Origin of the sequence: Maribacter algae, assembly GCF_047345745.1 — a bacterium.
GTDB lineage: Bacteria > Bacteroidota > Bacteroidia > Flavobacteriales > Flavobacteriaceae > Maribacter.
The window spans coordinates 585,289-609,061 of the sequence record NZ_JBLFES010000002.1 but is presented as its reverse complement, the minus strand read 5'-3'; the positions used below and the strand labels follow the sequence as shown (position 1 = coordinate 609,061).

Annotated in this window: 20 protein-coding genes and 1 riboswitch; of the genes, 11 read left to right on the top strand and 9 right to left on the bottom strand. The window is 38.6% G+C overall.

Annotated elements, in window-relative coordinates:
* Nucleotides 1-83: 83 nt before the first annotated feature.
* Genes ACKWBX_RS09745 through ACKWBX_RS09735 form a run of 3 tightly spaced genes read right to left on the bottom strand, consistent with a single transcriptional unit; the run spans nt 84 to nt 1,576 of the window.
* The gene (locus ACKWBX_RS09745) at nt 84-635 is read right to left on the bottom strand and encodes a DUF4252 domain-containing protein (protein ID WP_413968485.1); all 552 of its coding nucleotides are present in this window, start codon (nt 633-635) and stop codon (nt 84-86) included.
* Nucleotides 636-645: 10 nt separating this feature from the next.
* Nucleotides 646-1,080: a hypothetical protein gene (locus ACKWBX_RS09740; protein WP_413968484.1), complete on the bottom strand. Its 435-nt coding sequence runs from the start codon at nt 1,078-1,080 to the stop codon at nt 646-648.
* Nucleotides 1,067-1,576: an RNA polymerase sigma factor gene (locus ACKWBX_RS09735; protein ID WP_413968483.1), complete on the bottom strand. Its 510-nt coding sequence runs from the start codon at nt 1,574-1,576 to the stop codon at nt 1,067-1,069. The genes ACKWBX_RS09740 and ACKWBX_RS09735 overlap by 14 nt, the downstream gene beginning before the upstream one ends.
* A 215-nt stretch (nt 1,577-1,791) precedes the next feature.
* Between ACKWBX_RS09735 and ACKWBX_RS09730 the strand changes: the two genes are divergently transcribed.
* Nucleotides 1,792-3,291: a S41 family peptidase gene (locus tag ACKWBX_RS09730; protein WP_413968482.1), complete on the top strand. Its 1,500-nt coding sequence runs from the start codon at nt 1,792-1,794 to the stop codon at nt 3,289-3,291.
* Nucleotides 3,292-3,460: 169 nt separating this feature from the next.
* Entirely contained in the window at nt 3,461-4,921 is a 1,461-nt protein-coding gene (locus tag ACKWBX_RS09725) for a S41 family peptidase (protein ID WP_413968481.1), read from the top strand.
* Nucleotides 4,922-5,033: 112 nt separating this feature from the next.
* Here ACKWBX_RS09725 and ACKWBX_RS09720 read toward each other — a convergent pair whose 3' ends face one another.
* Both ACKWBX_RS09720 and ACKWBX_RS09715 read right to left on the bottom strand, forming a co-directional pair.
* Nucleotides 5,034-5,972 (bottom strand): ABC transporter substrate-binding protein, encoded by a 939-nt coding sequence (locus ACKWBX_RS09720; protein ID WP_413968480.1) that lies wholly within the window; start codon nt 5,970-5,972, stop codon nt 5,034-5,036.
* A gap of 16 nt (nt 5,973-5,988) precedes the next feature.
* Nucleotides 5,989-7,869, bottom strand: a complete 1,881-nt coding sequence (locus tag ACKWBX_RS09715; RefSeq protein WP_413968479.1) for a TonB-dependent receptor plug domain-containing protein — start codon at nt 7,867-7,869, stop codon at nt 5,989-5,991.
* 67 nt (nt 7,870-7,936) lie between these two features.
* Nucleotides 7,937-8,168: riboswitch (cobalamin riboswitch) on the bottom strand.
* A gap of 74 nt (nt 8,169-8,242) precedes the next feature.
* On the opposite strand from ACKWBX_RS09715, the gene ACKWBX_RS09710 reads away from it, so the two are divergent.
* The 6 genes from ACKWBX_RS09710 to ACKWBX_RS09685 are packed head-to-tail and all read left to right on the top strand — an operon-like array spanning nt 8,243 to nt 13,534.
* Nucleotides 8,243-9,388, top strand: coding sequence for an ABC transporter substrate-binding protein (locus ACKWBX_RS09710; RefSeq protein ID WP_413968478.1), 1,146 nt, complete (start codon nt 8,243-8,245; stop codon nt 9,386-9,388).
* Nucleotides 9,389-10,420 (top strand): FecCD family ABC transporter permease, encoded by a 1,032-nt coding sequence (locus ACKWBX_RS09705; protein WP_413968477.1) that lies wholly within the window; start codon nt 9,389-9,391, stop codon nt 10,418-10,420.
* A gap of 37 nt (nt 10,421-10,457) precedes the next feature.
* Entirely contained in the window at nt 10,458-11,240 is a 783-nt protein-coding gene (locus ACKWBX_RS09700) for an ABC transporter ATP-binding protein (protein WP_413968476.1), read from the top strand.
* A gap of 32 nt (nt 11,241-11,272) precedes the next feature.
* Nucleotides 11,273-12,622, top strand: coding sequence for a DNA recombination protein RmuC (locus ACKWBX_RS09695; protein ID WP_413968475.1), 1,350 nt, complete (start codon nt 11,273-11,275; stop codon nt 12,620-12,622).
* A 1-nt stretch (nt 12,623) separates the two neighbouring features.
* Nucleotides 12,624-12,989, top strand: coding sequence for a 6-phosphogluconate dehydrogenase (locus tag ACKWBX_RS09690; protein ID WP_413968474.1), 366 nt, complete (start codon nt 12,624-12,626; stop codon nt 12,987-12,989).
* On the top strand, nt 12,989-13,534 hold the full coding sequence (locus ACKWBX_RS09685) for an acyl-CoA thioesterase (RefSeq protein WP_413968473.1): 546 nt from the start codon (nt 12,989-12,991) through the stop codon (nt 13,532-13,534). Before ACKWBX_RS09690 ends, ACKWBX_RS09685 begins: the two co-directional genes overlap by 1 nt.
* Here ACKWBX_RS09685 and pgl read toward each other — a convergent pair.
* On the bottom strand, nt 13,521-14,240 hold the full coding sequence (pgl, locus tag ACKWBX_RS09680) for a 6-phosphogluconolactonase (RefSeq protein WP_413968472.1): 720 nt from the start codon (nt 14,238-14,240) through the stop codon (nt 13,521-13,523). The genes ACKWBX_RS09685 and pgl overlap by 14 nt on opposite strands.
* Nucleotides 14,241-14,309: 69 nt before the next feature.
* Nucleotides 14,310-15,842, bottom strand: coding sequence for a glucose-6-phosphate dehydrogenase (gene zwf / locus ACKWBX_RS09675; RefSeq protein WP_413968471.1), 1,533 nt, complete (start codon nt 15,840-15,842; stop codon nt 14,310-14,312).
* Nucleotides 15,843-15,945: 103 nt separating this feature from the next.
* On the opposite strand from zwf, the gene gndA reads away from it, so the two are divergent.
* The 3 genes from gndA (at nt 15,946) to ACKWBX_RS09660 (ending at nt 20,282) form a co-directional block, all read left to right on the top strand.
* The gene (gndA, locus tag ACKWBX_RS09670; protein ID WP_413968470.1) at nt 15,946-17,355 is read left to right on the top strand and encodes an NADP-dependent phosphogluconate dehydrogenase; all 1,410 of its coding nucleotides are present in this window, start codon (nt 15,946-15,948) and stop codon (nt 17,353-17,355) included.
* Between the two features lie 232 nt (nt 17,356-17,587).
* A complete protein-coding gene (locus ACKWBX_RS09665) occupies nt 17,588-19,831 on the top strand; it encodes a hybrid sensor histidine kinase/response regulator (protein WP_413968469.1) in 2,244 nt (747 codons plus the stop codon).
* 100 nt (nt 19,832-19,931) lie between these two features.
* The gene (locus tag ACKWBX_RS09660; RefSeq protein ID WP_413968468.1) at nt 19,932-20,282 is read left to right on the top strand and encodes a ribose-5-phosphate isomerase; all 351 of its coding nucleotides are present in this window, start codon (nt 19,932-19,934) and stop codon (nt 20,280-20,282) included.
* Between the two features lie 160 nt (nt 20,283-20,442).
* Here the strand turns inward: ACKWBX_RS09660 and carB are convergent, their stop codons facing one another.
* Both carB and rpmH read right to left on the bottom strand, forming a co-directional pair.
* Nucleotides 20,443-23,295: a carbamoyl-phosphate synthase large subunit gene (carB, locus tag ACKWBX_RS09655; RefSeq protein ID WP_413968467.1), complete on the bottom strand. Its 2,853-nt coding sequence runs from the start codon at nt 23,293-23,295 to the stop codon at nt 20,443-20,445.
* A gap of 103 nt (nt 23,296-23,398) precedes the next feature.
* Complete coding sequence (gene rpmH, locus ACKWBX_RS09650; RefSeq protein WP_215957026.1) at nt 23,399-23,560, bottom strand: 50S ribosomal protein L34; 162 nt, start codon at nt 23,558-23,560, stop codon at nt 23,399-23,401.
* Between the last annotated feature and the right edge of the window lie 213 nt (nt 23,561-23,773).

Genomic DNA, 23,773 nt, shown 5'->3' with positions numbered 1-23,773 from the left:
GTTTTTTGATGTATTGATGAATTATGATTGATGTAACCGGTCTTGAAAGAATATTGTTCCCAAAAGACCGATTGTGATTTTTACTATTGCTTTTTACCTGCTTTGTTCAATTCTTTGGGCAAGTTCATTTTACTCGTTAGAGATCCTATTTTGTTTAAATCGATATCTCCGGTCAAGGATAAAAGAACAGTTTCAAAATTTCTGCCGTTCACGTCTATATCCACTCCGGCATCTTTCAATCCGGTCACGAACATTAAAAGTTCGCTTACATGGTCTTCGTCCTTCCCTTTTTTAATATAGAATTTTACGTTAGTGCCTTCGTCCTTCACGCGCATTAATTCCTCCAAAGAATTGGTCTTTAGGTATTTCTGCATCGTTTTCATCATATCTGCGGATACCGCCTTATCCTCTGTGATAAATACTTTTAGGTTCTTAAGACTTTGGGCGATGTCCATAAAATCCTTGGCCTCTGGGTCATCTACCTCAACGTCTATATTGGACAAAAGCCTGAACATGCTGGAGTTGACTACGACCGCACTTACGTTATCCAAATCCTCATATTTGTCGAACATAGATTGCGAAAACCCTGTGTAGCAAATAAATGCCATTACTATTGTTATTAATATCTTCTTCATATCTATTTAATTAATTGTGATTGTAAATTTTTTGTTTTGTTTCTTCAAACTCGTTTAAATAGGCTACTTTCTCCGTACCTCTATTGAAATTCTCCGCCAAAAGCGCAAATGCCTTTTTAGTTTCGTTATAGGCTATTAAAGCTTTCTCTTGTTCTTCCAATTTCTTTTCCCGGTAATCGTTACCGAAATAAACTCCAAAGGCCAAAACCGCCACCGCTGCAATAGAAGCCCATCTATAAAAGTTTTTTCTAGGTTTTAATGGGACCTGTTTGGTGAACCGTTCTTCCTTGGCATTGGAAAAGTATTGAAACATAGGAGTGTATTGTGCTAGATGGGCAGCTACGCCATCCTTTGAAAAATAATCCCGTAATGTTTCTTCCTCGGCTTTCGTTGTGGTCGCCTCAAAATACTTTTCCAATAATTTTTCTATGTTATGCGATTCCATAGTTATGTTTTTGCATTAATTTTTCTCTTACCGTTTTTCTTGCTCTGGATAGGGCTACGCGTATCGCTGTAGGCTTCATGTCCAATAGCGCTTCAATTTCTTCGTATTCGTATTGTTCCACGTCCCGAAGTTGTAATACCATTTTTTGCTGTTCGGGCAGTTCTTCCATTATCTTTTCTACCCAATCTACGCTGTCCTTTGCTTCAACCTCTTTCTGCAAGGAAGTATTGTTATCTCCATAATTGCTATGCACCAATTTTAAGTTGCTCGCTTGCCTGGATTTTAATCGGTCTAAACAAAAATTCTTTGTCATCGTCATGGCAAAAGCTTCCACATTATTATAGGTGCCCATGATTTGCTTTTTGGACCATAATTTTAAAAGAATCTCTTGTGTAGCATCTTCCGCTTCCTCAGTTGATACCAATAAGCGTTTTGCCATCCGGTATAACTTATCCTTGAAAGGCATGACCACAATTAAAAATTCGCTCTGCTTCATTTTGGTTGTTGTTCGTAAACTTTTTATCGGTCTACACAAGGAAGACGAAGTTTAACGAGTTTTGTTACAAATAATTTTTTTTTCATGTAGTTGTAAGTAAATTTAACATCCTTACACTAAAGAATCACCGTAAGTAAGTAGATTGATGGCAAAACTAAAGTTTCCTTTATAATTAGTTGGAACGATTATTGGAGCTATCCCATAAAAAATTGACTATGAAAAAGTATTTCCTATCGTTGCTTGTTCTAGGAGTATGTTTTAGTGCATGCAATAAAGAAAATGATGATCCTGTAATTGAGCAGGAAGAAGAACAGGTTATTGTTAAATCAGTGGCTGATTATCCTGTTCAGGATTTTATGTGGAAAGCAATGAACACCTATTATTTTTGGCAAGAGGATGTTACTGATTTGGCAGACACAAAAGATGATGATGCAGCGGATTACGCAGATTTTTTGTCCTCGGAGAATAATCCTTCTAATTTTTTCTACAAAATTTGCAATGAACATGTAGAATTAGTCGGTGAACAATCTGCAATTGACCGCTTTTCTTTCCTAGCGGAAAACTACAAAGATCTCGTTAGTAATTTACAAGGTATTTCAAAAAGCAATGGGCTTGAATTTCAACTTTTTTTGTTCCAAGATAGTGATGATGTTTATGGAGTAGTCACATACATAGCAAAAAATTCAGATGCATCTAATAAGGATATTGCTCGCGGAGATATTTTTATCGGTGTGGACGGACAAAGGTTGAACCGCACTAATTTTAGAGATTTATTATTTGGTTCAAATGATACTTACACTTTAACTATGGCAGAAATATCTGGTGGGAGCATCACCGAAAATGATAAAGAGGTTGAACTTACCAAAGAGGAAAATTTTTCTGAAAATCCAATTTTAGTTTCTAAGGTTATTGAACAAAATGGAATTAAGATAGGATATTTAATGTACAATAGCTTTTTGGCCGCTTTTGATGAAGAGTTAAATGAAGTATTTGGTGATTTCAAAAGAGAGAACGTAAAAGAGCTTGTACTGGATTTTAGATATAACGGAGGGGGGCGTGTAAGCTCTGCCATACAAATAGCTAGTTCCGTCTATGGTGCCAAAACGGATGAAATTTTTCTAAGACCCCGTTTTAACAGTAAGCTACAGCCAAGTAATGGCACCCCGGATAATTTTATAGCTACTACTATAGACGGAACTGTTATTAACGAGTTAAATCTTAGCCGAGTATTTATAATTGCTACAGATAGAACGGCATCCGCGAGTGAATTAGTTATAAATGGTTTAGAACCCTATGTGGATGTTCAACAAGTTGGTACTACTACAGTTGGAAAGAATGAATTTTCCGTAACTATGGTAGATGATCCCAGTAGATCTGGAGCACCATATATTTATACTCCAAGTAGAGAAAGTTTTATTAATCCTGATAGCCAGTGGGGAATTCAGCCTTTATTGGGTAGAAATGAAAACGCTGATGGCTTTTCTGATTACACAGCGGGTTTGGCTCCTGATTTTGAACTTAGAGAAGATGTATCTAACCTAGGAGTTTTAGGAGACCCATCAGAACCGTTGTTGGAGCTTGCTTTAAGCCAAATAACAGGTTCAAGTGCAAAAAACAATCTTAAAACTCCATTTGAAGTGGAATTCTTGATGAGTTCCGTAGAGCTCAAACCAACAAATAACATGGCTCTTATGGATGGTTTAATGGACAAATAAAAAATCCACAAAGTAAGGCTTCATCTTACTAAGGTTTCTTAATTTCAAGAAAGATGATAAAATTTAATTATTATTTATAAAACGGAATATTTGATGAAATATTCCGTTTTATCTTCATTGTCTCCGTAATTTAAATGTCAAAAGATACCAAGTTTAACCACTCACCATTATGAGAAAAGTTATTTTCCCATTTATACTCTTAATTTTCACTTCCTGCTCAAAAGATGAAGATTTAAGCATTCCGGGTACTGTAAACCCTGATCCTTCGGCTGGTGTCGATGTGCAGGATTTTATGTGGAAATCCATGAATTTTTGGTATTTTTGGCAATCCGAAGTTTCAGATTTGGCAGACGATAAATTTCCCAACACTTCTGAAGGTAGCCAGTTATACACAGCCTTCTTGGATTCCGAAGACACCCCAGGTGACTTTTTTGATAACAAGTTGTTATTTACCGAAGATAGATTCAGTTTTTATAATGAAGATTACAGAGCGCTGACGAATTCCTTATCCGGCATCTCCAGAAGCAACGGAATGGTATTTGGCCTGGTCAGAATTGGTCTTACCCAAGATGTTTTTGGTTTCGTACAATACGTATTACCAAATTCAGATGCTGTCGGTAAGGTCAAGCGAGGTGATTTGTTCAATGGAGTTGACGGTGAAACATTGACCTCAACAAACTTTGCCGAACTATTGTTTGGTGAAAACAATACCTACACGTTAAATATGGCAGAATTTGAAAATGGAGAACTCGTTTCCAATGCTATTGATATTGAACTTACCAAACAGGAAAATTTTGCCGAGAATCCTGTCTTCATTTCAAAATCCTTTGATATTGGAGGTGAGAAAATAGGTTATTTGATGTACAATCAATTTACCAATGAATATGACGATGACTTATACGATGCACTTAACGCTTTGAATACTTCGGGAATCACGAGTATGATTATTGACCTTAGGTATAATCCGGGAGGTTCCGTCAATACAACGCGATTGTTGGCCAGTATGATTTATGACACCAATACCTCCAATCTTTTTCTAAGAAAACGCTATAATGACAAAATACAGCCACAACTCTCCAAAGAACAGTTGGAGGTATATTTTGCGGATAAGGTGGGTTCCAGAACTATTAATTCGCTTGGATTGGATAAGCTTTATGTGATAACCACTTCTAGCTCTGCCTCGGCCAGCGAATTATTGATCAATAGTTTGGAACCTTATATAGATGTGGTACAAATCGGAGACGTAACAAGAGGAAAAAATGAGTTCTCCACTACATTGGTAGACGACCGGGAAAATTCTTATCTGTATACGCCTTCTCGAGTAAATAGAATAAATACAAAGGTACAATGGGCCATACAGCCATTATTGGGAAGGAATGAAAACGCGGACGGGTTTTCGGATTTTACGAGTGGATTGGTTCCAGACGTACAGCAAAGAGAGGATTTGGAAAATTTAGGTATACTTGGAGACCAAAACGAGCCCCTTCTAGCAAGAGCTATTCAGGAAATCACGGGAGCGACTGGAAAGCAGGATTTCACGGTTAAAAATCCTTTTCAGATTATGACAAGTTCTAAGATGTTTACACCATTAGCAGATAAAATGATAGACGATACTCATTATAATCAGTAATCCAAAAAATCGAAATAGGAATTATAAAAGAGAGAGCGGCCAAAAGGCCGCTCTCTCTTTTATAATACTAACTCAATGTTTATCTGTTATACTCACCTAAGCTAGAAACGACTTATAGCACAATTTTTTTCAATTCTAACTTCCTGAAATTAGTAGTCAATCTATTGGGGATTTTCACATTATCAGGATGAAAAAGACCTGCAAGTAGTTCTATGCCATCAGTAAGGGTACTTGCTGAAGATTGTGTGAACAGTTGGAAATCTACAATAAAAACAGCGTTATTCTGTACTGCCCGTAATGTATTCCAGCCGTCCCTTTCCGTAAGAAGGTGTATTTCTTCCATTGTACGTTCAATCGTAAAACCACACGGGGCAATCACTAAAACTTCAGGATTATACTTCACTATTTTATCCCAAGAGATCACTACACTATCCCCAGCCGGATGCGACAACATATCAATGCCACCTGCCAGACCAATTTGATGCGGAATCCAATGCCCACAATTATAGATTGGCTGTATCCACTCCATTAGCATCACGCTTTTAGGCAGGGCTTTGGCCGCTCTTAAACCATCCGTTACAGCTTCTATACGATTGTTCAGTTTTGCAAGATAGACATGGGCCACTTCTTCTTTACCCAAGGCTTTGGCAATGGTGACGGCATTTTCAAAAACATCTGTCAATGATGATGGACTTATAGAAATAAGTTCCGGTCGTTTTTCGAGATTAGCTACTGCAGCGGCCGTACATTCCGTATCTATTTGGCAAACATCACACATATCTTGGGTAAAAATGATATCCGGGGCTATTTCTGCCAATATTTTTTCATCTACATAGTACAATTGTTCCCCTTCGTTTTTACTGGCGGAGAAAAAAACATCTATTTCTTCACTCGTATAATTTTTTCCTTCAAAAACACAACGAACTACAGGCTTTTTTTCTTGTAATGCTTTTTGGGGGCACTCAAAAGTTACGCCATACAGATAGTCATCCAGCCCCATATCATAAAGCATCTGTGTAACAGCCGGCATAAAGGAACATACTTTTAACATCTGTATAGTTTAATGGTTATAACTTTAGATTGAATCCGGCATTAATATTTCTTCCCCGTGTTGTAAAGCCCAATACTTCTACGAACTCTTCGTTTAAAATATTATCGGCACTCAAAAATACTTTCAATTTCTTGGGAATCAGTTGATGTTCTACATATAGATTCACTAAAGAAAAAGAAGCTAATTCCAAGTCTATACTAGGGAATACACTAAAATCGCTATCTATCCTATCTCCCGTATATGAATATGATAAGGAAGCATTTGTTCTATCCGAGAATTCATAATTGAACAAAGCATTCACTTTATGCTTAGGAATACGGATAGCATTATCGCCCTTACGCTCCGTAAACGTATAATTGGCTTCAATGTTTACCTTTTTAACGGGTTGCCAAGATAATTCCATTTCTACACCGGTGGCATCAATTTCATCGAAAATATTTATCGTTCTAAAATCTTGGTCAAAGCCGAATCTATTTTTTTCATTTCGATTAAAATAAACGGCACTTAACCTGAACTTATCGGTAACGGCATATTCAATTCCGCCCTCAATAGTCCTATTTTCCTCTGGTTCCAAATCTGGATTGGCACCAAAATCCCCGAATAACTGGGTAAGGTTTGGTGTAATATAAGAAGTGGCAAAGGAACCCAATACTTTTACGTAACCCGTATCCGTAGATAAAGCGTAAGAAGGATTAATATTATAGACCACATGGTTCCCATATTCCGAATGCGTGTTTAACCTGACGCCGGTATTAAGATTAAATCCGGTACCGGATACAAAGACCAAGTTTGCGTAAGGGTCCAGAATAGTAAAAGACACATTTTCACTAAAAACTGCCTTGTCCTCTATGTAATTTACTCCTAAAATAGTATGCCATTTTTCTCCAATTATATATTTGTTGTACACATCTACCACAAAGTTCTTACCGTCAACAAGACTTTCTCCAAAAGAACTTTTTGAGTCCGAAGTATAGTCCGCATAAGACGCATTCAGTTGTATAGAACCGTTGTTTCCATAACCAATTGTGGAGGAAAGCCCTACCCGCTCCTGATCTTGTTTAAAGCGATTGGGAGCTTCTGCCAGAGCCGCATCGAACTCCGTATCAAATTTTGTTTTGTTTCCGAAAACGGATATCTGAAATTTATCTGAAAATCGGTACCCAAAACGAACATCAGTACTATACTGCGAAAAAACATCTTCTTCATTTGTGGGAGTCACAGCGGCCGATAGCCCATCTGAATATCTATTGGAAATACCAATACTATAATTAAATTTATTCAGTGTACCATGGACCAACGCATTATTATTAAAACTTGATGCATTAAAATTTTGGTCCGCGGCGGTTTGGTTGGTCCCGATAGTGGATTGAAAATCTCCTGAAATCTTTTCCTTGGAACTCTGTTTCGTCGTGATATTGATTACTGCCGTAGCGGCATTAGTACCGTATAAGGTACTTGCTGCTCCTTTGATGATTTCTATGGATGCTATTGAACTCGTAGCTAACAATCGTAAATCATACTGCGGTGAAAATGAGGAAGGGTCGGAAACCCGTATGCCATCTATAATGACCAATACTTGACGTCCTCTGCCCCCACGGGCAAAAACACCTAATACACCACCATCTCTTCCCCTACTACCGGCAATTTCAATACCACTTTTGGTGTTGATAATTTGGGCCACGGTCCTTCCTTGGTTGCGCTCCAATTCTTCCGTAGTAATTTTAATGACCGTTTTACCTGAGTTCTCACGCTTTAACTCAAAACGGGAGTCGCTCACCACTACCTCATCCAACTGTTGAAGGTTCATGGAATCTTGTTGTACTGCCTCTGATGATTGTGCCGTACCTATAGTGTATAGCAAAGCCAATGCACCAAAGCTTAAAAGTTTTTTGTTCATTTTTAAATTCTCTGTTCGAGCGAGATAGTATGCGTCCATACGTAAACCTTTATCCCGAAAGTTTAACATTGTTTGTTTGAATTTGGCAGGTCTCCTGACTCGTTTAAAACTATTTTGCCTTCCCATCCCTAAAATTGTCGGGACAGTGGCTTTTGAAGAAATAATTCCCTCCTTTAAAGAGGTGCCAAATCAAGTTTGGCATAAACTTACAGTTGCGGGAACAGTTCCAGATTTTCACTGGATTCCCTTTTAATTCCATCATTTTTAAAATGATAAAAACCAAAATTCAACGCGAAAGTAAACATTTTGTTTAACTCTTTTATGAAAAACTTAAATAATGGTACTTTTGATACCTCATTCAAAATTGCGCTATTTGAAACCCTTTGTATTTTCGCTCGTATTTGTTTTATACATCAGCTGCAAACAGGAAAAAAAGTTGAATTTTCCTGTTGAGACAATAGAAAATAAAGTCTCCGTTAAGCACGCCAAAGGGTTTTCTATAGAAAAATCGGCATCGGATATCACCATAGTCAAGATTACTTCTCCTTGGCCCAATGCCGAAGCTTCTTTTGTTTACGCGCTCGTTCCAAAAGAAAAACTGTCCTTTATCACCTTAAACAAAAATGAATATGACGCTATCATTTCGGTTCCGGTAGAAAAACTAGTAGTGACATCAACAACGCATATTCCTGCACTGGAATCTTTGGGACAACTGGACAAACTTGTCGGTTTTCCGAAAACAGAATTAATATCGTCCAAGGCCGCCAGAAAACAAATTGACAACGGGGCAATTAAAGAATTGGGCAACAATGAGATTATAAATACTGAAGTAGTACTGAACCTTCATCCGGACGTAGTAATCGGTTTTGGTGTCAATGCCCAAAACAAAGCTTATGAAACCTTGCAACGCTCCAACATCCCCGTAGTATATAATGGAGATTGGACCGAGGAGAGTCCTTTGGGCAAAGCGGAGTGGATAAAGTTTTTCGCTCCTTTTTTCCAACAAGAAGTCAAAGCGGACAGTATTTTTAACGCTATAGAAACATCTTATAAATCCACAAAGAAATTGGCGGAGAACGCCAAAACCCGTCCTACGGTCTTGACCGGAGGACTCTACAAAGATGTATGGCATGTAGCGGGCGGAAAAAGCTGGATGGCGCAATTTTTAGAAGATGCTAAAGCCGATTATCTTTGGGGCAATACTACAGAAACCGGTGGAATAGCCGTAAGCCTGGAGACCGTTTTGAACAGGGCCAAAACTGCGGATTTCTGGTTAAACCCCTCTATGCTGACTACTTATGAAGATATGATGCAATCCAATCGCCATTATTCCCAATTTGATGCTTTCCAAACTAAAAAGGTTTATTCCAACACTATAGCGCAAGGTGCAACCGGAGGATTGTTATTTTATGAACTTGCTCCCCAAAGACCCGATCTGGTTTTAAAAGACCTCATTCATATTTTTCATCCTACGCTATTACCGGAGCATGAACTTCTTTTTTTTAAACCCTTGGAATAATTGAGTTCCCCGAAGAAAACATATCTGTCCTTTTCAATATTACTGTTCATATTATTGGGTGCATTTTTTCTAAATCTAAGTCTTGGTTCCGTTTCCATCTCTATTATGGACATACTGGAGGCAATTTTTAACGATACACTAAAGAACACCTCTACCGAGTATATTATCTGGAACTATCGCATCCCCAAGACATTTACCGCAGTATTAGTGGGCGGAGGTCTAGGCCTTAGCGGATTACTAATGCAGACCTTGTTCAGAAACCCCTTGGCAGGCCCCTTTGTATTAGGAATCAGTTCCGGGGCAAGTTTGGGTGCTGCACTGCTCATCATGGGCTCTGCTTTCTTTGGCGGTGTAATGGCCTTTGGTTTGGTAAATGATGTTGGTCTCGCTATAGCGGCCAGTATCGGAAGTTTTTTGGTATTGTTGGCCGTGCTTATAGTCGCTTCAAAAGTGAGGGATACCATGGCATTATTGATTATTGGTTTAATGTTCGGCAGCATTACGGCGGCAATAGTAAGTGTGCTTTCCTATTTCACCAATGCCGAAAAATTACAGCAATTCATCTACTGGTCCTTTGGCAGTGTTGGAAACCTTTCTTGGTCCCAATTGCTCATTTTATCTTTTTTGATTGTCATCGGAATCGTATTGAGTACTTTTTCCATAAAATCCCTTAATGGGTACTTATTGGGTGAAAATTATGCCCAGAGTTTGGGCATCGACCTGAAAAAATCAAAATATATCATTATCATCGCTACGGGTATTTTGGCAGGAAGCATCACGGCATTCGCAGGGCCTATTGCTTTTGTTGGTTTGGCCGTACCGCATCTGACCCGGCAGATTTTCAATACTACGGACCATAAAACTTTGATTCCGGCAGTGCTTATGTATGGTGCCATTTTGATGTTGCTTTGCGATACCGTAGCACAATTGCCCGGTTCCGTAAACGTATTGCCCATTAACGCCATAACCAGTATTTTAGGCGCTCCGGTCGTGATTTGGTTGTTGGTACGAAAGAAAAAAATGATTTTTTGATTAGACTTTGGCCTCGCCCGGTTGTCAAGTTGGATATATGAAAATTGAAGATAAACATATCGCCCTTAAAGTAAATGAATTGTCAATTGGTTACAAATCGATATCCATATGTGATGCCATCGATTTTAAGCTCAATAAGGGAGAACTGGCCGCTGTGGTCGGGGTCAATGGAATTGGAAAATCTACATTATTGCGCACGTTAGGGAATTTTCAGCCTTATCTGTCCGGAAGTATTGAAATAGATGGAAAAGAAATTCAAGAATATTCTTCAAACGTCTTGGCTACTAAAATTAGTGTAGTCCTTACGGAACCTATCGCTTCCAAAAATATGACTATAAAAGAATTGGTCACATTGGGACGACAGCCCTATACCAATTGGATAGGTAGTATAGACGCCATTGATAAAGAAAAGATTGAAGCATCTCTTGAAAAATTGGAACTATCGGAACTACAAGATAAAAAGTGTTTTGAGTTGAGCGATGGGCAATTGCAGAGGGTCATGATCGCTAGGGCATTGGCTCAGGATACGGATATTATTTTATTGGACGAGCCCACTACCCATCTAGATCTATACCATAAGGTCCAGATTTTAAAATTGCTGAAAAACATTGCGCATACAACACAAAAAACGGTTTTGTTCACTAGTCATGAAATAGAAATGGCCATCCAATTATGTGATAAAACGCTGATTTTAGACGGTCAAAAAAATCCTTTTGGACAGCCTTGTGAACTCATCCAAAACAAGGCTTTTGAAAAGCTGTTTCCTACGGATACCGTTGCTTTTGATTCCAGTACCGGGTCTTTTCGCATTCAGAAGTAACTTGTATCTTTACTTCATCACTAAAAAAGGAAATGAACGAAATCTTGATATACCTTATTATTGGGCTAATCTTTTTGGCAATTGGTTATTTTCTAGGGAATTACATCCAAAACCTAAAAACAAAATCAAGTCAAAGTGCTTTGGAGGAAAGGCAACAACAGCTTACCAACAACTTTACGGTATTGGAACAGCGCTTGCGCGATACGGAAGAACACAAGCTACACTTACAGCATGAAAAGGAACAATTGGGAAATCAGATTGTTCGGTACCAAGCCGATATAGAAAACTTACAAGCAAAAAATAGGGAACAAAAGGAGGAAGTTGAAAAACTTCAGGAAAAATTCACCAAGGAATTTGAAAATCTGGCCAATAAAATCCTAGAGGAAAAAAGTTTAAAATTTACCGAGCGAAACGAGAAAAACATCAAGGATATTTTAACTCCTTTGAATGAGAAGATTCAATTGTTCGAAAAAAAGGTAGAGGAAAGCCAAAAGGAAAACATCAGCATACACTCTGCGTTAAAAGAACAGTTATTGAATCTACAGACGCAGAACCTTAAAATTACCCAAGAAGCGGAAAACCTGACAAAGGCCTTGAAAGGGGATAGTAAAATGCAAGGGAACTGGGGAGAGCTGGTTTTGGAACGAGTGCTTGAAAAGTCTGGACTGGAAAAAGACCGCGAATATACTGTGCAACAGAGTTTCACTAGGGAAGACGGTTCACGGGTGCTGCCAGATGTAATCATAAATCTGCCCGACGGAAAAAAGATGATTGTAGATTCCAAGGTTTCCCTAACGGATTATGAGCGATACATTAATGCAGAGGAAGAACTACGGGAGAAATTTCTAAAAGACCACATCAATTCCTTGAGAAGGCATGTTGACCAATTGTCCGCCAAAAAGTATGAGGACCTATACGAGATGGAAAGTCCGGATTTTGTTTTGATGTTCGTCCCGATCGAACCCGCTTTTGCCATCGCCATAAATAACGATAACTCACTCTACAACAAGGCATTTGAACAGAATATCGTAATCGTTACTCCATCTACGTTGTTAGCCACTTTGCGCACCATAGATAGTATGTGGAACAATGAAAAACAACAACGAAATGCCATTGAAATTGCAAGACAGGCAGGAGCGCTATACGATAAGTTTGAAGGTTTTGTAAGCGACCTGACCAAAGTGGGCAAGAAGATGGATGATGCCAAAGACGAATACAAAGGTGCCATGAACAAGTTGGTAGAAGGACGTGGAAATATCATCGTGAGTATCGAAAAATTGAAAAAAATGGGGGCAAAAGCCAAAAAATCCATTCCAGAACCCATATTGAAACGAGCTCAAGAAGACGATTTTGAGGAAGAGGAACCCAAATTGAAACTATAAAATGAAAAGAATACTAGGTTTATTTATCGGTGGAGTACTTGTTTTAATGGCAGCCTATTATGCATTTGTTTACTTTGTTCCCTACAGTGAAGGTGTTAGGTCCGGGGAGCTGATCAAAATCAGCAATAAAGGGGTTCTCGTTAAAACTTGGGAAGGTGAAATAAGCCAAGGGATTTCCGGAGCGCAGATATTCTCTTTTTCCGTTTTGGACAAGGATAAAGAGGTTATCGAAAAATTGAAAGAATACCAAGGACAATATGTAAAAGTCAATTATACAGAACGTTTTGCAACATTCTTTTGGCTCGGAGATACCAAATATTTCATCACAGAAGTACACGCGGAAGAATCACCCCATTTTAGGAAATAATGAAGCACTATAAAAGCGTAAAAGAATCCAGAGTATCCATCACGGAACTAATGCTTCCCTCCCATTCCAACTTTGGTGGTAAGGTTCACGGAGGCCATATTTTGAACTTAATGGACCAAATTGCCTTTGCATGTGCCTCCAAACATTCGCAAAGCTACTGCGTGACCGCTTCCGTAAACAGAGTCGATTTTTTGAACCCTATCGAGGTAGGGGAATTGGTAACGTTAAGAGCTTCCATCAACTATACGGGAAGAACTTCTATGGTGGTCGGGGTGCGTGTAGAATCTGAGAACATTACTTCTGGAAAGAAAAAACACTGTAATTCATCTTACTTCACCATGGTTGCCAAAGATGAAAATGGTAAAAGCATGCCCGTTCCCGGGCTTTTAGTGACCGATGCTCAGGGCGTACGAAGGTTTGCGCGCAGCAAATACAGAAAAGAATCCGCTTTTCAAAGGGACACCAAATTCGATTCGAGTAATTTTAAGATAGCTGAATTTGTTCCACTCTTAAAAGATGAAAACCTACAACTTAATTTGGAGTAATCATGGACGCAGCGGCCGAATCTAAAAACCAGAGTACTTTTCCTGATTCAGATTGTACCAAACTGGCCGGGTATTTTTTAAAATTGCCCTCTTTTTTCAATATTTCGAATACCTTCTCTTTCTTACTTTCGCCTGTAACCAAAAATGTGATGACCGATGCATTGTTGATGACCTTTCCGGTCAGTGTAATTCGTTTTTGACCTGTTTCAGGATGATTGGCTACTTCACAAAGCTTTTCTGAATCCCATAAATTAATTTCATGTGGAAAGATAGAGGCGGTATGGCCATCATCTCCCATTCCCAAAATAACAAGATCAAAATGAGGGATGCTATTCTTTTTAGGAATCCATTCTCCCAAAATCTCGGAATACCGTTCCGCTTCATATTCCGGACTGTTTTCTCCTTTTATACGATGTATATTTTCCTCAGGAATATCAATTTTAGAAAGAAGATGTTCCACTGTCATTTTATAATTGCTCTGATTATCAGTGGGCGGTACGCAGCGTTCATCACCCCAATACAGATGAACATTGCTCCAATCTATATCCTCCTGAAAATTCGTTGCCAGTTCATCAAATACGATTTTGGGCGTACTCCCACCGGATAAAGCAATATGTACCACTTCCCTATTGGCGATAAGAATGGCCAAATATCTGGAAAAGTTTAAAGCTACTTCTTGTTTAGTTGTTGCTATTTTTAGTTTCATTGTACAATGCTACATTTTTGGTTCAATACATCGAACTCCTTACTACTGTTTACTGCTTACTGTTTAAAATCAACAAATAACACAATATCCGGGATCATCCGTCAGGTTAGGGCCAGGATTGCGCCATTGCCCTATTCCTTCAATCAATTCATCTGCATTTTCTGGGCCCCAAACGCCAGCTGCATAGCCATACATACGAACATTTTCTCCGTTTTTCCAATAATTTAATATTGGGTCTACGAATTCCCAAGCTGCCTCAACTTCATCGGCCCTTGCATATAGAGTAGCATCGCCCTGCATGGCATCCAATAACAGTCTTTCGTAGGCTTCCATCACATGGGTCTCTGAAAGACTGGAATAGTAAAAATCGAGATTGGCCCGTTCTACCTTAAAGCCCTGACCCGGAACTTTAACTCCAAATTTCATCAAAATACCTTCATCGGGCTGAATTCTTATAATCAATTTATTGTCCTTATTGTTCAATCCGGAATCCTTAAAAATTTGATGATGCGGTGTTTTAAAGTGGATGACGACCTCCGTTACTTTTGTGGGCATTCGTTTTGCGGTTCGTACGTAGAAAGGAATGTCTTTCCAGCGCCAATTATCCACAAAAAATTTAATGGCGGCATAGGTTTCCGTGGTAGAATCTGCGTCTACCCCATCTTCATCACGATAACCTTTCACCTGTTCCCCATCAATTGTAGAAGCCATGTACTGTCCCCTAATCGTATTATCATGTAAAACTTGGTCGTCTTTCATTATACGAAGCGATTTTAAGGCTTTTACTTTTTCGTTCCGGATTTCTTCAGGGTCATCGCCAATGGGCGGTTCCATAACTATTAGAGAAACGATTTGAAGCAGGTGATTCTGAAACATATCTCGCAGCGCACCGGATTTGTCATAATACCCGCCACGCTTTTCCACACCAACGCTTTCCGCATTGGTGATTTCCACATGATGAATATAATTGCGGTTCCACAACGGTTCAAAAATACTATTGGCAAAACGGGTCACTAAAAGGTTCTGTACCGTTTCTTTACCCAAATAGTGGTCTATGCGATAAATTTGCTGCTCCTTGAAATATTGCTGTAATCCGTTGTTCAATTCCTTCGCCGTATCCAGACTGTATCCAAAGGGTTTTTCTACGATAATTCGCTTCCAGCCATTATTTTGGGTGTTCAAACCGGCATCGGACAGACTTTTGGCAATAGGTTCGTACAACGTAGGTGGCGTAGAGAGGTAATACATAATATTGCCATCCGTATTCTTTTCATTGTTTAGTTCGTGAATACGCTTTTTTAGTTCGCTATAATCCCCATCATAAGTTTCGCCCAAATCCTCATAAAAAAACTTGGAAGCAAAATCATTGATATCTTCTTTGGAAGTCTCTTTGAATTTCTCTTTTAAATAGCTGCTTTTGAGCACCACTTTTTCTCGAAATTCATCATCGGTCATATTACTACGGCTGGCACCTAAAACAACAAAATTTTCCGGTAATTGTTTCGCTATAAAAAGATTAGCCAATGCAGGTACAAGCTTCCTCGCGGTCAAATCTCCCGAGGCACCAAATATTACCAGCATTTGATTTTCTGTTTTCTTCATAGAAAGGATAGACGTTTATTTGAGAGTAACGAATATAACGTTTATTTTAGGTACTTCTAAAGGGAAAATGTTTCCTTGACAATGTCTTAACAAGAACTAAAAAATGACAAATACATACGATTTTGGATTAGTAGGATTGGGCGTAATGGGGCGTAATTTTATTCTGAATGTAGCCGATAATGATTTTACCGCTTATGGCAATGATTTGGACGAGGAAAAAGTCAAAGCACTTATTGAAGAAGGGGGTAATCCCAAAAAAGTGAATGCCACCACTGATGCCGAGACGTTTGTCAAAAATTTAAGCCTGCCAAGAAAAATCATGTTATTGGTCCCTGCTGGTAAAATTGTGGACGCCGTTATCGAAAATCTATTGCCGTTGTTAGATGAAGGAGATATTATTATTGATGGCGGAAATTCTTTTTTCACGGATACCGACAGGCGCGAGGCCTACCTTTCCGGAAAAGGAGTCAATTTCTTTGGTGCCGGGGTTTCTGGTGGCGCAAAGGGAGCTCGGCTAGGACCAAGTATCATGCCTGGAGGCAATCGAGAAGCGTATCAGCATGTAAAACCAATTTTTGAAGCGGTAAGTGCCAAATATAAAGGGGAACCCTGTGTAGCTTATTTAGGTCCTAAATCAGCCGGAAATTATGTGAAAATGGTGCACAATGGTATTGAATACGGATTGATGCAGCTTACCTCCGAAATTTACGATGTGTTGAAAAAAGGTGGTGATTTTTCCAACGATGAGCTACACGCTACCTATGCCAAATGGAACGAAGGACGATTACAGTCGTTTTTGGTCGAAATTACTTCTGAGATTTTTGAGCAGGAGGATAATTTGGGCGAAGGAAGGTTGGTCGATAAAATTTTGGATAAAGCGAAGCAAAAAGGCACTGGAAAATGGACCAGTCAAAATGCGATGGATTTAGGTATTCCGGTACCGTCCATAGATATTGCCGTGAGCATGCGGGAACTATCTGCTTTAAAAGAAGAGCGTATCAAGGCCGATGAGCTCTATGATAGACCTACAGTAGTTAAAATGGACAAGGCGAAGCTAGAAAAGCTTGCGGAAAATGCACTGTATTTTTCCTTTATCATTACCTATACCCAAGGTCTACATCAATTAGCGGATGCCTCCAAAGAATATGGCTACGACCTTGATATTTCCGAAATTGCCAAAATTTGGCGTGCCGGTTGTATTATCCGCGCCGGATTATTGGCCGATATTACTGATGCTTTCAAGAAAAATAGCAACTTACCAAACCTGCTTCTCTCCCCTACATTTGTGAACAAAGTGCAAGAAACCGTAGATGCCGCGAGGGTTTTGGTTTCCTATGGAGCCACAAATGGTATTCCGTTGCCCGGACTTTCCAATTCACTGACCTATTTTGATGCTTATACTTCTAGTAGATTACCGCTAAATGTTATCCAGGCACAGCGTGATTATTTTGGTTCGCATACCTATGAACGTTTGGACAGGGAAGGTATTTTTCACACAGAATGGGAAGAATAAGTAAGAGCAGCCTTTGATTATTGTATTCGTGAATTTCCGGCATAAACAATCCACGAATACGGTTTAAAATTATATAGTTTACGAGTAGTTCATCGAACTAATACACAGATTAACAAATAATTACAATAAATCATGACCTGTAGGAGTTTTCAATAGATGCTACTCGTAGCAATAAGCATAAGTTTATCATTAAATATAGATAGGCTTAGTTAGAATTTACGAATTAATCCAAATGAAAACCAAAAGGTTAGTTGTTTTATCTTTCTTCCTTTTAAAGGTACTTTTCCTACTGGCTCAGGATACTACGACGTGGCAAAAAGACACCCTGCAGTCTATTTTGAAAAAGTCAGAAGTAGCCTATGAAGACTACAACTACAAGGATGCCATTATATATGCTTCCCAACTTATTGAAAAGGGAATAGCATACGATGACGATTATCATCAATTTCTGGGGTATGACCTGTTTGGAAGTATCTATTTTGAAACAAACGACTCTGTAAGTGGCAGAATCTATGCTGAAAAGGCATTGGAAATTGCCCGGCACACCAAATCCGATAGTCTTATTGCCCGGGCCAACGTAGACCTAGCCATCATATATTCACAAAATAAGAACACAACCTCAAAAGGAATACATTTATTAAAGGAAAGTATTGCTTTATATAAAGAATTGAATGATTTAGACCAACTGTATTTTAGCTACATTAACCTGGCATGGATATTTTTGGATTTAGATAAACCGGATGAAGCCTTTTCCTTTCTACAAAAAATTAAGTCTATTTCAAGTCGGATAGAGCTCGAGCAAAAGGATGTTTTATATTGGAAATTGTTGTTCGGTAAATATTATCAAGTCATGAAGGACTATGATAACGCAGTGGAACAATTTCATTTGGTCGCACAACAAGCAGATAAAGATTCTATAGCATCATTGGCTTTTGAAGCTTATGACGGCTTGGCCCAAGTCTATGCCAAAGCTGGGGATTACAAGAATGCCTTTATAAGCCTTGAAAAATTCAATCATTATGACGTAAAAATATATTCTACAAAAAAATTAAAGGAAACCGAAAAGGCAAGAGCTAAGTTTGAGTTGGCGCAAGCACAAAAAGACCTTGAAATTGCGCTCAGGGAAAAAGAATATTCCGAGCAGCTTATTTCCAAGTCAAAGGCAACTACTACCGCTTTTATCGTAGCCATCATCATTTTATTAATTGCCTTATTGGCATTTTTCATGCTGTATAGAACGAGAAAAAATTATGTTATCCGTCTACAGGACACCAATAAAAAATTGTTGCATGCGAAGGACAAAGCGGAGAAACTTTCCAAAGTAAAAACACAATTTCTGTCAACCGTAAGTCACGAACTCCGTACTCCATTATATGGGGTCATTGGAATAACCTCGATCTTAAAGGATGACAAGAAATTAAAAGATTACGGGCAAGACCTAGAATCGCTTAAGTTTTCGGCCGACTATCTCTTGGCCCTGATAAATGATGTATTGCTATTGAATAAAATGGATGCCGATGCAATTACACTATCAAAGACTCCGTATCAATTAAATACTTTAATCAATGGCATAGTACGTTCTTTTGAGTATCGTCTTAAGCAGAATAAAAATAAACTTCATATACATATTGATAAAAATGTGCCGAACGCTCTAATTGGTGACCCCGTTAGATTTTCACAAATACTGATGAACTTGGTTGGAAATGCCGTTAAGTTCAATGAAAACGGAAATATTTGGTTAAATGTTGACCTTGTAGAAGTGAAAAAGGATAAGTTTTTCAAAACAAAATTTACAATTAAAGATGATGGTATTGGTATTCCCGAGAATAAACAAAAAACTATTTTTAAAGAATTTTCGCAAGTTGAGAATGAAAATTATGGTTATAAGGGAACAGGACTTGGTCTACCTATCGTTAAAAAATTATTGAAACTGTATGAGAGTGATATTAATCTAAAAAGTGAATTAGGAAAAGGTTCTGAATTCAGTTTCTCGATAGATTTAATACAAAATATAGTTGATTCGAAGAACTCGGAAACTATTGATATTTCCAATCAATCTATCGAGAAAGAGGTCCTTTGTCTGAATAAGAGTATACATATCTTAGTAGCGGAAGACAATAAGATAAATCAGACAATAACTCAGCGTATTTTGGAGAAATATAACTTTACATCTGATTTGGCCAATGATGGTGAGGAAGCAATTGCCCTAGCCAAGAAGAATAAATATGACCTAATCCTAATGGATGTGAACATGCCCAATGTAGACGGACTTGAAGCAACCAAAATAATACGTGAATTTAATACCACCATCCCTATTATAGCATTGACCGCTGTAGAATTGGAAGAAATGCGTGAAAAAATAATGGCTTCAGGTATCAATCAAATTATCAACAAACCTTACGATATTGACCAATTTTTAAGAGCTATTCTAAACAACTTATCAAACATTGGAACTAGTTTGGCGAAAGTAATTTGAGTATTTTAGTCCGGTTTATCAGGAACGACGATACTCAAAGTGAATTCAGCTCCTAATAGATAAATAGCCAAAAAGGATAAAAGAATTCTATTGCCAAAGTATGCCCAAGACGGAATATTATGTTTACGTCATTGAACTTTCCAAAAAGGTATTCACGGAAAATACCCGCTTTAGAGCTGCCAATCCACAATTTAACGGTGTTCTGGAATGTTTATATGTAGGCATGACCAGTAAATCTCCAAAGGAACGTTTTCTGCAACACAAATCTGGCTGTACTAATAAAAAAGGACATAGGTTATCTTCCCCAATCGTTCAAAAATATGGTCTCTATCTTCGCGGAAGTCTGTACAACCATATAAAACCATTGGCCACTAGAGCGGAAGCCTTAAGAATGGAAAAAACGCTAGCATTGGAGTTACGTAGAAAACAATATGCGGTTTGGTTTAATTGACTTATTCCTTTTTTAGCATTTCCTATTTAAACAAGGAGCGGAATAAATTTGCTTTTTATTCCAAGAAAAGTACGGCTGAGCAATATTGCTCCCCTTTCGTCTTGCTTTTAAGGAAATCTCCTTCTTGAACAAGGAAGGAGATTTCCCTGGATTTTAAATCTTATTTTGAAAGATACATCTTGCGTCTCGCATACAGATTGTAAAATTCATCATCCTTTAGACTTTCAATAAACAAAATACTTTCCCCTGTACTTTTCATTTCCGGACCCAAGTTTTTATTCACGTTCGGGAATTTATTAAATGAGAAAACCGGTTGTTTAATGGCATACCCTTCTAACTCCGGCTTAAACTCAAAATCTTTTACCTTCTTTTCCCCTAGCATTACCTTGGTCGCATAATTTACATACGGTTCTTTGTAAGCTTTGGCAATAAATGGTACGGTACGGGACGCCCTTGGGTTCGCTTCAATAATATATACCGTGTCGTCTTTGATGGCAAACTGAATATTGATGAGCCCTACAGTGTTCAAGGCCAAAGCAATCTTTTTGGTATGGTCTTTTATCTGCTGCATAACAAACTCCCCTAAATTGAAGGGAGGCAATGTAGCATTGGAATCTCCCGAATGGATACCGCAAGGCTCAATATGCTCCATAATACCTATGATATAAACATCTTTTCCATCACAGATAGCATCTGCTTCTGCCTCAATGGCTCCATCTAAATAATGGTCCAAGAGTAATTTATTATTCGGTATTTTACGAAGTAAATCTACCACGTGCTCTTCCAGTTCCTCTTTGTTGATGACGATTTTCATCCCCTGACCACCCAATACATATGAAGGCCTTACCAAAAGTGGAAAATCCAGCTCGTCTGCCAATTGCAATGCTTCATCCGCAGTTTCTGCAACTCCAAATTTTGGGAATGGAATGTTGTTTTCTTTCAATAGTTCCGAGAAACTCCCTCTATCTTCTGCCAAATCCAAGGATTCAAAACTTGTTCCGATAATCTTTATGCCGTACTTGGATAGTTTTTCGGCTAATTTCAATGCGGTTTGGCCCCCTAACTGAACAATTACGCCCTCCGGTTTTTCATGACGGATAATATCGTAGATATGTTCCCAGAAAACAGGTTCAAAATATAATTTGTCCGCCGTATCAAAATCGGTAGAAACGGTTTCAGGATTACAATTGATCATAATGGTTTCATAACCACATTCGGACGCGGCCAAAACCCCGTGGACACAGCAATAGTCGAATTCTATCCCTTGCCCTATCCTATTGGGTCCCGAGCCTAATACCACTATCTTTTTTCTATCGGTAACTACACTGTCGTTTTCTACATAACGTGTTCCGTCAGGTTTTTCGATTTCAGCCTCGAACGTAGAATAATAATAAGGCGTCATAGCCTTAAACTCGGCCGCACAGGTATCAACAAGTTTATAGACCCTATTAATGTTAAGTTCCGTGCGTTTATTGTAGACTTCGCTTTCATAGCAATCCAGCATATGCGCAATTTGCCGATCCGCAAAACCCTTTTGCTTTGCTTCCAAGAGCAAGTCTTTGGAAAGACTGGCAATCGTATATTTTGAGATTTCCTTTTCCAATTGATAAAGCTCCTCATACTGTTTTAAGAACCACATATCAATTTTCGTGATTTCGTGAATTCTACTCAAGGGAATGCCCATCTGTATGGCATCATAGATGACAAAAACCCTATCCCAGCTAGGAATGGTGAGTTTGCTTATGATCTGTTCATAATCCTTATATCCCTTACCATCTGCTCCCAGACCATTTCGCTTGATTTCTAGTGATTGCGTTGCCTTATGCAGGGCCTCTTGAAAAGAACGTCCAATGCCCATTACTTCACCAACGGCTTTCATCTGGAGGCCTAACGTACGGTCGGAACCCTCAAACTTATCAAAATTCCAACGTGGAATTTTTACGATAACATAATCCAATGTGGGTTCAAATAAGGCCGAAGTGGATTTTGTAATCTGATTTTCCAATTCGTCCAAGGAATACCCAATGGCCAATTTTGTTGCCACCTTAGCAATAGGATAACCCGTTGCTTTGGATGCTAAAGCAGACGATCGTGAAACCCTTGGGTTAATTTCTATGGCAATGATATCTTCTTCCTCATCTGGACTTACGGCAAACTGTACGTTGCATCCACCCTCAAAATCCCCGATACTCCGCATCATATGAATGGCCATATCCCGCATTTTCTGATAGGTTTTATCGGATAATGTCATGGCAGGGGCAACCGTAATGGAATCTCCCGTGTGAATCCCCATAGGGTCCATATTTTCTATGGCACAGATAATAACTACATTATCGTTTTTGTCGCGAAGTAGTTCCAACTCATATTCCTTCCAGCCCATTAAGGCCTTATCGATCATTACCTCATGAATCGGGGAAATTTCCAATCCATGGCTCAGTAACGCATCAAAATCTTCTGGTTTATAAACAATGGAAGCCCCTGCACCTCCAAGTGTGTAGGAAGCACGTATCACTAATGGAAATCCAAATTCCTGGGCAATTTCCTTCCCTTTTAAAAAGGAAGTGGCCGTGGCCTGTGGCGCCATACCTACACCTATTTTTAGCATCAATTCACGGAATTTTTCCCTATCCTCCGTAATATTAATGGCATCGATATCTACCCCGATCATTTGAACATCAAAATCTTCCCAAATACCTTTTTTGTCCGCTTCAATACAAAGATTCAATGCGGTTTGTCCGCCCATAGTAGGCAAAACGGCATCAATCTGTGGATGTTCTTTTAAGATTTCAACAATAGATTTGGTGGTCAAAGGTTTTAAGTAAACATGGTCTGCCATTGACGGATCGGTCATAATCGTGGCAGGATTACTATTGATCAATATAGTTTCTATCCCATCTTCACGTAGCGAGCGTAGTGATTGGGAACCGGCATAATCAAACTCACAGGCCTGACCTATAATGATAGGACCTGAACCAATAATTAAAATAGAGTTTAAATCTTTTCTTTTTGGCATTCTAAATAGCGTTTCTTGTTTACAAAATTTCTCAAAATTAGGACAAAAAAAAGGTGCTGAACTTAAAGAAGCAGCACCTTTATTAAAAAGTTATCTACAGTCATTATTTTTTATGACGCGTTTCAGAGGATACGGTTAATTTCTTTCTTCCTTTAGCTCTTCTTCTGGCAAGAACCTTTCTTCCGTTTACGGAAGCCATACGCTCACGAAAACCGTGTTTGTTTTTTCTTTTTCTTTTTGATGGTTGAAATGTCCTCTTGCTCATCGCCTAAATAATTTTGTCGTCTTAATTCTTACTATTACCTTTTTAGGGTAGGTAAAACTGGGCGCAAATATACAAAGAGTTTTTTCTTTAACAAGCTCAATCAAAAAAATATTTTTAATAATCCGTATGTTCCGAAACCGAGGTTTTCGCTAATTTTGCCAGAATCAAATTTCAATGCTATAACAATTTTGAGAGGCACGGTTTTACCACTGT